Consider the following 8,884-nt stretch of genomic DNA (forward strand, 5'->3'; position numbering starts at 1 on the left):
GGCATTATCTGAACATAAAACACTATCAGTAAGTTGGAGTCATTACCCAAGAACAGGCCAATTATTCGGCACATTTTCATCCTTCTTTTTTTTTATTGATTTTTTGTGCTCCATAGCAGCAGAGATACAGGGGAAATCATGCTTACGTTATTCGAACTCCTTATTGGAGTCGTCGTCATTGTCGGGGTCGCACGCTACATCATTAAAGGCTACTCGGCCACGGGCGTATTATTTGTCGGCGGTCTAACGCTGCTGATTATCAGCGCAATAATGGGGCACCAGGTGTTACCTGCCAGCGCGACCAGCACCGGTTACACTGCTACAGATATTGTTGAATATATTAAAATATTGCTCATGAGCCGCGGCGGCGATCTGGGTATGATGATCATGATGCTGTGCGGTTTTGCAGCCTACATGACCCACATCGGCGCCAACGACATGGTCGTTAAGCTTGCCTCTAAACCCCTGCAATACATTAACTCGCCGTATCTGCTAATGGTCGCTGCCTATTTCCTCGCCTGCCTCATGTCGCTGGCCGTTTCGTCAGCTACCGGACTTGGGGTACTGCTCATGGCGACGCTGTTCCCGGTCATGGTGAACGTCGGTATCAGCCGTGGCGCGGCCGCGGCAATTTGTGCGTCTCCGGCAGCGATTATTCTCTCCCCGACCTCCGGCGACGTTGTGCTGGCGGCAAAGGCGGCGGAGATGTCACTCATCGACTTCGCCTTTAAAACCACGTTACCGATCTCGATCGTTGCCATCGTGGGCATGGGGATCGCACATTTCTTCTGGCAGCGCTATCTCGATAAGAAAGAAAACATCAGCCATGAAATGATGGACGTGAGTGAAATCACCACGACCGCTCCCGCGTTCTATGCCATTCTGCCGTTCACCCCGATCGTCGGAGTGCTGATTTTTGACGGCAAATGGGGTCCACAGCTGCACATCATCACCATTCTGGTCATCTGTATGCTGCTGGCCGCCGTGCTGGAGTTTGTGCGCGGTTTTAACACGCAAAAAGTCTTCTCGGGTCTGGAAGTGGCGTATCGCGGTATGGCGGATGCCTTCGCTGGCGTGGTGATCCTGCTGGTTGCTGCGGGCGTTTTTGCCCAGGGTCTGAGCACGATCGGCTTTATCCAGAGCCTGATTTCTATCGCCACCTCGTTCGGCTCGGCCAGTATTATCCTGATGCTGGTTCTGGTGGTGCTCACCATGCTGGCGGCGATGACCACCGGTTCCGGTAATGCGCCTTTCTACGCCTTCGTTGAGATGATCCCGAAACTGGCTCACTCCTCCGGTATTAACCCGGCCTACCTCTCCATTCCCATGCTGCAGGCGTCAAACCTCGGCCGGACCATTTCGCCGGTGTCGGGTGTGGTCGTCGCCGTTGCCGGGATGGCGAAAATCTCGCCATTCGAAGTCGTCAAACGCACTTCAGTGCCCGTCATAGTTGGTCTGATTATCGTGATTATCGCCACGGAAGTGCTGGTACCCGGCGCGGCCTAAGCTAAATTATGGATATCCAAAAAGCGCCTGCGGGCGCTTTTTGTGCTTTAATAACTTCCAGAAATAAATCGTGCTCATTCGATCAGGAAATCATATGTTCAGGAAGGATATCGTCATCCCGTCTGGCGCAATGGCGCTTTCTCTCTGTCTCTTCTCCGCGCAGGCGGAACCGCTGAAGGCAACACAGTATGGCGATTTCGATCGCTATGTGCTGGCTCTGTCCTGGCAAACCGGGTTTTGCCAGAGCATGGTCGAGCGCAACCGCAATGAACCTGACGAATGTCGCCTGCAAAAAGAGCGCGATAATAAAGCCGATTTTCTGACCGTCCACGGTCTATGGCCTGGCCTGCCAAAATCTATTGCCGCACGCGGCGTGGATGAGCGTCGATGGATGCGTTTTGGCTGCGCCACGCGCCCTATCCCGAACATGCCGGAAGTGAAGGCCAGCCGCAAATGCGATGCCGCCGAAACTGGACTCTCGCTTTCTGCTGCAGCTAAGCTCAACGATGTCATGCCGGGCGCGGGCGGTAATTCCTGCCTGGAACGTTACGAATATGCCAAACATGGCGTCTGCTTTGGTTTCGATCCGGATGCCTATTTCGGCACGATGGTGCGGATGAATCAGGAAGTTAAAAACAGCGCGGTCGGTAAATTCCTCGCCGATAATTACGGGAAAACCATCAATCGCAGCGACTTTGACAGTGCCGTTGCCAAAAGCTGGGGCAAAGAAAACATCAAAGCGATCAAGCTGACCTGCAACGGCAATCCGGCGTATCTGACCGAGATGCAGATTTCGCTTAAGGCGGACACCATTAACAACCCGCTTTCTGCGGCGTCATTTGTACCGCAGCCACATCCGGGTAACTGCGGAAAACAGTTCGTGATTGATAAAGCCGGTTACTGATCCGCGCCCGGACGCACCATATCAAACCGGTTTTCATCACTGATGCCATAATACGCCGTCGGCCCACCCGCACGCAGGATGGGCTGCGCTTTAGCCGTCTGGTATATCCCCTCTTCCAGCAGCGTTTCGGCAATATGGATACCGACCACCTCCCCCAGCACCAGCCACGTATCGACCGGTGTGCCGTCGGCACCGGTAAGCTGAATGCACTGCGACAGGCGGCACTCAAAGTTCACCGGGCTTTCGGCGACGCGGGGCGCGTTAACCAGCTGGCTCGCCGCTGGCGTTAGCCCGGCAAAGCTAAATTCATCCCGATCGTGGGGAAGCATCGCAGAGGTTTGGTTCATCGCCTGCGCGAGATCGCGCGTCGCCAGGTTCCAGACAAATTCCTTTGTTTCGGTAATATTACGCACGCTGTCCTTCCAGCCGTTGCTGGAAAAGCCGATGATCGGCGGGCGATAGTTAAAGCAGTTAAAGAAGCTGTACGGTGCGAGATTCAGCTGACCGGCCTTATCGCATGAAGAGATCCAGCCGATCGGACGTGGACCAATAATGGCGTTCAGCGGATCGTGCGGCAGGCCGTGACCCTGAGACGGTTGGTAGAAGTACATAATTCTCTCTCGTTGTTGGGCTGACGCGAATTGCGCTTCGCGCACGCCCGGGTTCAGGACACTCAGCGTAACGTATTCCGTCCGGAATGAAGACTGAATAAATTTCAGCGAAAATTCATATGGACCATGAATGTGACCTTCATCACTTCAAACTTGCGCGCTCAGCCAGTATCATCGGGAGAGTTAAACCCTCGCTGCCAGACGGCGAGGGTTTTCTTTTGGATTGGTTTCTGCGTTACACGCAGCATTAACGACATGGAGTAAAAATGTCCAGACCTACAATTATCATCAACGAGCTCGACGCAGAACGTATCGACAGGCTGCTGGAAAAAGCAGAGTTTGCCTCACTTCCCGTGGCCGACGCCCTGAATGAGGAGCTCGACCGGGCGCAGATGTGCACGCCTGAGACGATGCCGCATGACGTGGTCACCATGAACAGCCAGGTAAAATTCCGCAACCTGACCACCGGTGAAGAGCTGACCCGAACGCTGGTTTACCCGGCTCAGATGACCGACAGCAGCGCACAGCTTTCTGTTCTTGCGCCTGTGGGTGCCGCACTGCTGGGCCTGCGCACGGGCGATACCATCCACTGGGAATTGCCGGGCGGCGCCTCTGCCCATCTTGAAGTGCTGGCGTTGCTCTACCAGCCAGAAGCCGCGGGCGATTACCTGCGTTAACCACTTCTGAACAAGCGCCCACCCGCTTTGCACAGAGGATGCAGCCGCATCCTCTTTCCGTAAATTCACCCCATTTTCTTATATCGCGCAAAAAGCCCTTAACCCACGCTTAATCTGTTTTGGTGCCGTGGGGACGGTCATGAGTGAGATACTGGCTATCACACTTATTTTTCTGATTATTGCGGCGATTATCGTCTTGGCCGTGCTTTATCTTGAACGCCACAGCTAGGCGAGTATTCATGCAACCCCACCGGGGAAAGCATTCACCAGGCCCTTAACTTTCTGCTCTGCGGCCTCGGGCGTTTCTGCGCCAGGGACCAGAATCACCTTCCGGCACTCCTCCTCCCGTTTTTCGAACACCTTATAGGCGCGTTCCGCATCAGCAAGAGGAAGATAATGGGTCACGATCTCTTCCGGCGTAAGCAGCCCTTTTTCGATCAGCGGTAGCAGTTCACCCAGCCAGGCATGGACGTGGGTCTGGCCCATCTTGAACGTCAGCCCCTTATCAAAGGCATCGCCAAACAGAAATCCATGAATAAACCCGGCGTACACGCCGGGTACGCTAACTACGCCACCGCGTCGAACGGCAGCAATGCACTGTCGCAGCGCTTTGCCGCTACTGCCTTCAATTTTAAGATTGCTGAGGATCGTTTCGGTGGTGCTGCCTTTCGCTTCGAACCCTACCGCATCAATCACGGCGTCAACGCCGCGCTGGCCAGCGGTTTGCTCGATGATTTTTTCCGCTGCGTCGTTATCATCATCAAAGTTGATGGGAATTGCGCCGTAACGCGCCTCGGCAAATCGCAAACGGTACGGGTGGTGATCGATAACAAAGATCTGCTCAGCCCCTAACAGCCGCGCGCAGGCAATAGTCAGTAGTCCCACCGGCCCGGCGCCGAAAACCGCAACGCTTGAGCCTTTTTCAATCTGCGCATTTTTTGCCGCCTGCCAGGCCGTGGGCAAAATATCGGACAGGAACAGCGCCTTATCATCGGAAAGAAGTTGCGGGACCTTAAACGGCCCGACGTTGCCTTTTGGCACGCGGACATATTCCGCCTGTCCCCCCGGCACGCCGCCGTAGAGATGGCTGTAGCCAAACAGCGCGGCCGGCGCGGGAATTTGCTTTTTGTTCAGCGCGGCGCCCTGCCCGACATTGGTATTCTCACAGGCCGCGTATTGCTGCAGACGGCAGAAGAAACAGTCTCCGCAGGCAATGACAAAGGGGATCACCACGCGATCGCCTTTTTGCAAATTCTTCACCTCTGCGCCGCACTCGACGATCTCCCCCATAAACTCATGGCCAAAAATGTCGCCGTGCTGCACCTTCGGGATCTTTCCGCGATAGAGATGCAAATCGGAGCCGCAGATAGCCGTGGCCGTGACGCGCAAAATGATATCGTCGGGCTGCTCGATAATGGGATCGGGGACATTCTCGACGCGAACATGGTGCGGACCGTGATACGTAAGTGCTTTCATGCGACCTCCGAAAGGTTCCAGGTAAGTGTATAAGGGTAGCTACCGCTCAAGGTCTGCCCCGGAATATGGGCCTTTTGAGATTTATCCTGGCGAGATAAGAAAACTGACGGGGCGCTTACAGAAACCATTTATTTTTTATGGTTGAATGAGTTCAGCGTTTATAAACAAGGAGAAACGGGTATGTACCAGAGAATCATTATGCCGGTTGATGTTTTTGAGATGGAGCTGAGCGACAAGGCCGTTCGCCATGCGGAGTTCCTGGCGCAGCAGGACGGTGTTATCCATCTTTTACACGTACTGCCGGGCTCCGCCAGCCTGAGCCTGCACCGCTTTGCCGCCGACGTGCGTCGCTTCGAGGAGCATTTGCAGCATGAAGCGGAAACTCGCCTGCAAACCATGGTCAGCCACTTCAGCATCGACCCTTCTCGCATCAAAACGCACGTCAGATTCGGCAGCGTACGCGATGCGGTAAACGAACTGGCGAACGAGCTGAAAGCAGATGTGGTGGTCATCGGTTCGCGCAACCCTTCCATTACCACGCATCTGCTGGGATCTAACGCCTCCAGCGTGATCCGCCACACCCATATACCGGTGATGGTCGTAAGATAAAAAAAGAGGCCACCTTTCGGTGGCCTCTCGCTATTGCAGGTGTAGCCTTACTTTCTTCTGTTATGCGGTTTTGGTGCGAATCAGGTAGTCAAAGGAACTCAGAGACGCCTTCGCCCCTTCGCCCGTGGCGATAATGATCTGTTTGTACGGCACGGTGGTGCAGTCGCCCGCCGCAAACACGCCTTTCACGCTGGTTTCACATTTCGCATCGATGATGATTTCGCCCATGCGGTTGCGCTCAATCGCGCCTTCCAGCCAGGTGGTATTTGGCAGCAGACCGATCTGCACGAAGATCCCTGACAGCTGAACGCTGTGCACGTCGCCGCTCACGCGGTCGCGGTATTCCAGGCCGGTCACTTTGCTGCCGTCGCCCTTCACTTCCGTGGTCTGCGCGTTCAGTACGATGTCGACGTTTTTCAGGCTGCGAACTTTATCCTGCAGTACCTGGTCGGCCTTCATCTCTGGAGCGAACTCCAGAAGGGTAACGTGCTCAACAATCCCCGCCAGGTCGATAGCCGCTTCCACGCCCGAGTTACCGCCGCCGATCACCGCCACGCGTTTACCTTTAAACAGCGGGCCATCACAGTGCGGACAGTAGGTCACGCCTTTGGTACGGTACTGATCTTCGCCCGGAACGTTCATGTTGCGCCATTTCGCGCCGGTGGCAATGATAATGCTGCGCGCTTTCAGCACCGCGCCTGACGCGGTTTCAATCTGGTGTAAACCACCCTCGGCCGCGGCCGGAACCAGCTTGCTGGCGCTCTGGCTGTCGATCACGTCTACGTCATAGTCGCTGACGTGCGCCTTCAGCGCCCCTGCCAGCTTCTGGCCTTCGGTCTTCGGCACGGAAATGTAGTTTTCGATGTCCACGGTATCGAGCACCTGGCCGCCAAAGCGTTCACCCATCAGGCCGGTACGAATACCTTTACGCGCGGAGTACACCGCTGCCGCCGCGCCCGCAGGACCGGAACCGACGATCAGCACGTCGTAAGCATCGCGTTTGTTCAGCTCTTCCGCCGCACGTTTTTCAGCACCGGTATCCACTTTGGCTACGATTTCGGTCAGCGTCATACGGCCCTGGCCGAACTCTTTGCCGTTCATGTAGACCGCCGGAACGCCCATCACGTTGCGTTCGGTGATTTCATTCTGGAAGGTACCGCCGTCAATCGCCGTGTGCTTGATGCGCGGGTTCAGGACCGACATCAGGTTCAGCGCCTGCACCACGTCCGGGCAGTTGTGGCAGGAGAGCGAGTAATAGGTTTCAAATTCGAAATCACCGTCGATATCGCGGATCTGCTCCAGCAGCGCCTGCGCTTCTTTTGACGGATGACCACCGGTCCACAGCAGTGCCAGCACCAGTGAGGTAAATTCGTGACCCAGCGGCGAGCCGGCAAAGCGCGGTCCCTGGTCGGAGCCTGGGTTGGTAATCAGGAAAGAGGGCTTACGGACCGGCAGCGCGTTGTCTTCTTTGAAGGTCACTTTCGGCGACAGCTCGGCGATCTCCGCCAGCAGTTCCTTGATCTCTGCCGATTTGGCGCTGTCGTCCAGCGTGGCAATCAGCTCAACGGGTTTGGTCAGTTTCTCAAGGTAGGCCTTGAGCTGGGTTTTCATGTTAGTGTCGAGCATTGTTCTTCCCTCTCTTAAGACGTCATCATGCAAGCTGCCTTATACGGGCGGCCTGAATGCAACTTGCATCATGGTGCTGGAATGAAATGGGCGCGGGTGCGCCCATTGATTGCCGGGTGGCACTTCGTTTACCCGGCCTACGATACTGTAGGCCTGTGCAAGCGCAGCGCCGCCAGGCTTTACAGACTTAGATCTTGCCAACCAGGTCCAGGGATGGAGCCAGCGTCGCTTCGCCTTCTTTCCATTTCGCCGGGCATACTTCGCCAGGGTGAGAAGCCACGTACTGAGCAGCTTTCACTTTACGCAGCAGGTCAGAAGCATCACGGCCGATACCTTCAGCGGTAACTTCGATAGCCTGGATAATGCCCTGCGGGTCAACAACGAAGGTGGCGCGGTCAGCCAGGCCTTCATCTTCACGCATGTTGTCGAAGTTACGGGTCAGGGCGCCAGTCGGGTCGCCGATCATCGCGTATTTGATTTTCGCGATGGTTTCAGAGCTGCTGTGCCATGCTTTGTGGGTGAAGTGGGTATCGGTAGAGACAGAGTAAACGTCTACGCCCAGCTTCTGCAGTTCGTCGTAATGGTCTGCCACGTCACCCAGTTCAGTCGGGCAAACGAAGGTAAAGTCAGCCGGATAGAAGAAGAAGACGCTCCAGCGGCCTTCGGTATCTTTCTCGGTAACTTCGATGAACTCACCGTTTTTGAACGCCTGGTTTTTGAAAGGTTTAATTTTGGTGTTAATCAAAGACATCTGTACTTCCTCCGTGTTTTCGTTGAGATGTAAGGTAACCAACTTTATTCATCGGGGCTAATGCGTATGCTTTATCAAATCAATCAGCCAAACCTTACAACGTCGACAAGACAACAAGGTGAACCTTTTACAGGAAAGCCTAAAAGTAAAAAGGCCGCCTCAACGGGCGGCCCTGATACCTGAATTCCCCGCAGGTACATTCAGTGCCAGCCGAAACTGGCGTTGCGTTGCGCTCTACAACCCTTTATATCAAGGCGGTAACAGCCTTTTGATTACACCACCCGCGCAGGGATTGAGCAATCCATAAGAGAGGCATTCCTGCCTATGGCTGTGATAGGTTGCGTCGAACATCATTCCGGAGCGTTATAGATTTATTTTTATTATAAGACTATTGCGATATATAAATGGCAATTGTCATTTAAAATGTTCACTCCCTTTTCTACAATAAAGTTATCTCAATCGCTTTCGAAGCGCTATTTCAATAATCTGCCACCGTGATATATTAAGATGTTTTTAATTTAAAACTAAGAGAATTAACCGAAAGAATTATAAATGGTTAGCCTCAAACCATTGTTACCAGTTATATGATAACCACAGCAAACGTAGCACCCTCAGGACGAAACATGGCAAACCTCTATGACCTTAAAAAATTCGATCTTAATCTGTTAGTCATTTTCGGGTAATGGTGCCAACTTACTGATTTAGTGTATGATGGTGTTTTTGA

General features: G+C 54.1%; 9 protein-coding genes. 5 read left to right on the plus strand and 4 right to left on the minus strand.

The genetic code is table 11. The features are described 5' to 3' along the window. Positions 1–138 precede the first annotated feature (138 nt). Both dcuC and rna read left to right on the plus strand, forming a co-directional pair. A complete protein-coding gene (gene dcuC / locus ADJ24_RS10700) occupies positions 139–1,506 on the plus strand; it encodes an anaerobic C4-dicarboxylate transporter DcuC (RefSeq protein ID WP_023310737.1) in 1,368 nt (455 codons plus the stop codon). Between the two features lie 94 nt (positions 1,507–1,600). Then, positions 1,601–2,410 carry a ribonuclease I gene (gene rna / locus ADJ24_RS10705; protein ID WP_023310736.1) on the plus strand — a complete coding sequence of 270 codons (810 nt, stop codon included), beginning with the start codon at positions 1,601–1,603 and terminating at the stop codon, positions 2,408–2,410. On the opposite strand, the gene ADJ24_RS10710 is transcribed toward rna, so the two are convergent. Next, positions 2,404–3,021, minus strand: coding sequence for a flavin reductase family protein (locus tag ADJ24_RS10710; protein WP_023310735.1), 618 nt, complete (start codon positions 3,019–3,021; stop codon positions 2,404–2,406). The genes rna and ADJ24_RS10710 overlap by 7 nt on opposite strands. Before the next feature lie 266 nt (positions 3,022–3,287). Between ADJ24_RS10710 and rnk the strand changes: the two genes are divergently transcribed. Together rnk and yldA are read left to right on the plus strand one after the other, a co-directional pair. Beyond that, entirely contained in the window at positions 3,288–3,698 is a 411-nt protein-coding gene (gene rnk / locus ADJ24_RS10715) for a nucleoside diphosphate kinase regulator (protein WP_023310734.1), read from the plus strand. 139 nt (positions 3,699–3,837) lie between these two features. Further along, on the plus strand, positions 3,838–3,927 hold the full coding sequence (gene yldA / locus ADJ24_RS25805) for a small membrane protein YldA (protein ID WP_023310733.1): 90 nt from the start codon (positions 3,838–3,840) through the stop codon (positions 3,925–3,927). Positions 3,928–3,935: 8 nt separating this feature from the next. On the opposite strand, the gene ADJ24_RS10720 is transcribed toward yldA, so the two are convergent. Next, positions 3,936–5,174: a zinc-dependent alcohol dehydrogenase gene (locus tag ADJ24_RS10720; protein ID WP_023310732.1), complete on the minus strand. Its 1,239-nt coding sequence runs from the start codon at positions 5,172–5,174 to the stop codon at positions 3,936–3,938. A gap of 180 nt (positions 5,175–5,354) precedes the next feature. Between ADJ24_RS10720 and uspG the strand changes: the two genes are divergently transcribed. Continuing rightward, complete coding sequence (uspG, locus tag ADJ24_RS10725; RefSeq protein ID WP_023310731.1) at positions 5,355–5,783, plus strand: universal stress protein UspG; 429 nt, start codon at positions 5,355–5,357, stop codon at positions 5,781–5,783. Between the two features lie 60 nt (positions 5,784–5,843). Here the strand turns inward: uspG and ahpF are convergent, their stop codons facing one another. Continuing rightward, complete coding sequence (gene ahpF, locus ADJ24_RS10730; protein WP_023310730.1) at positions 5,844–7,409, minus strand: alkyl hydroperoxide reductase subunit F; 1,566 nt, start codon at positions 7,407–7,409, stop codon at positions 5,844–5,846. 187 nt (positions 7,410–7,596) lie between these two features. Beyond that, on the minus strand, positions 7,597–8,160 hold the full coding sequence (gene ahpC / locus ADJ24_RS10735) for an alkyl hydroperoxide reductase subunit C (protein ID WP_008501015.1): 564 nt from the start codon (positions 8,158–8,160) through the stop codon (positions 7,597–7,599). Between the last annotated feature and the right edge of the window lie 724 nt (positions 8,161–8,884).

The sequence above is a fragment of the Enterobacter sp. 940_PEND genome, assembly GCF_001059415.1.
Taxonomy (GTDB): Bacteria; Pseudomonadota; Gammaproteobacteria; order Enterobacterales; family Enterobacteriaceae; genus Enterobacter; species Enterobacter cloacae_M.

Excerpts from the sequence above, each read along its gene's own strand:
- ADJ24_RS10720 (WP_023310732.1), bottom strand. The coding sequence starts at position 5,174 with ATGAAAGCACTTACGTATCACGGTCCGCACCATGTTCGCGTCGAGAAT.
- ahpF (WP_023310730.1), bottom strand. The coding sequence starts at position 7,409 with ATGCTCGACACTAACATGAAAACCCAGCTCAAGGCCTACCTTGAGAAA.
- rnk (WP_023310734.1), top strand. The coding sequence starts at position 3,288 with ATGTCCAGACCTACAATTATCATCAACGAGCTCGACGCAGAACGTATC.
- dcuC (WP_023310737.1), top strand. The coding sequence starts at position 139 with ATGCTTACGTTATTCGAACTCCTTATTGGAGTCGTCGTCATTGTCGGG.
- ahpC (WP_008501015.1), bottom strand. The coding sequence starts at position 8,160 with ATGTCTTTGATTAACACCAAAATTAAACCTTTCAAAAACCAGGCGTTC.
- ADJ24_RS10710 (WP_023310735.1), bottom strand. The coding sequence starts at position 3,021 with ATGTACTTCTACCAACCGTCTCAGGGTCACGGCCTGCCGCACGATCCG.
- rna (WP_023310736.1), top strand. The coding sequence starts at position 1,601 with ATGTTCAGGAAGGATATCGTCATCCCGTCTGGCGCAATGGCGCTTTCT.
- yldA (WP_023310733.1), top strand. The coding sequence starts at position 3,838 with ATGAGTGAGATACTGGCTATCACACTTATTTTTCTGATTATTGCGGCG.
- uspG (WP_023310731.1), top strand. The coding sequence starts at position 5,355 with ATGTACCAGAGAATCATTATGCCGGTTGATGTTTTTGAGATGGAGCTG.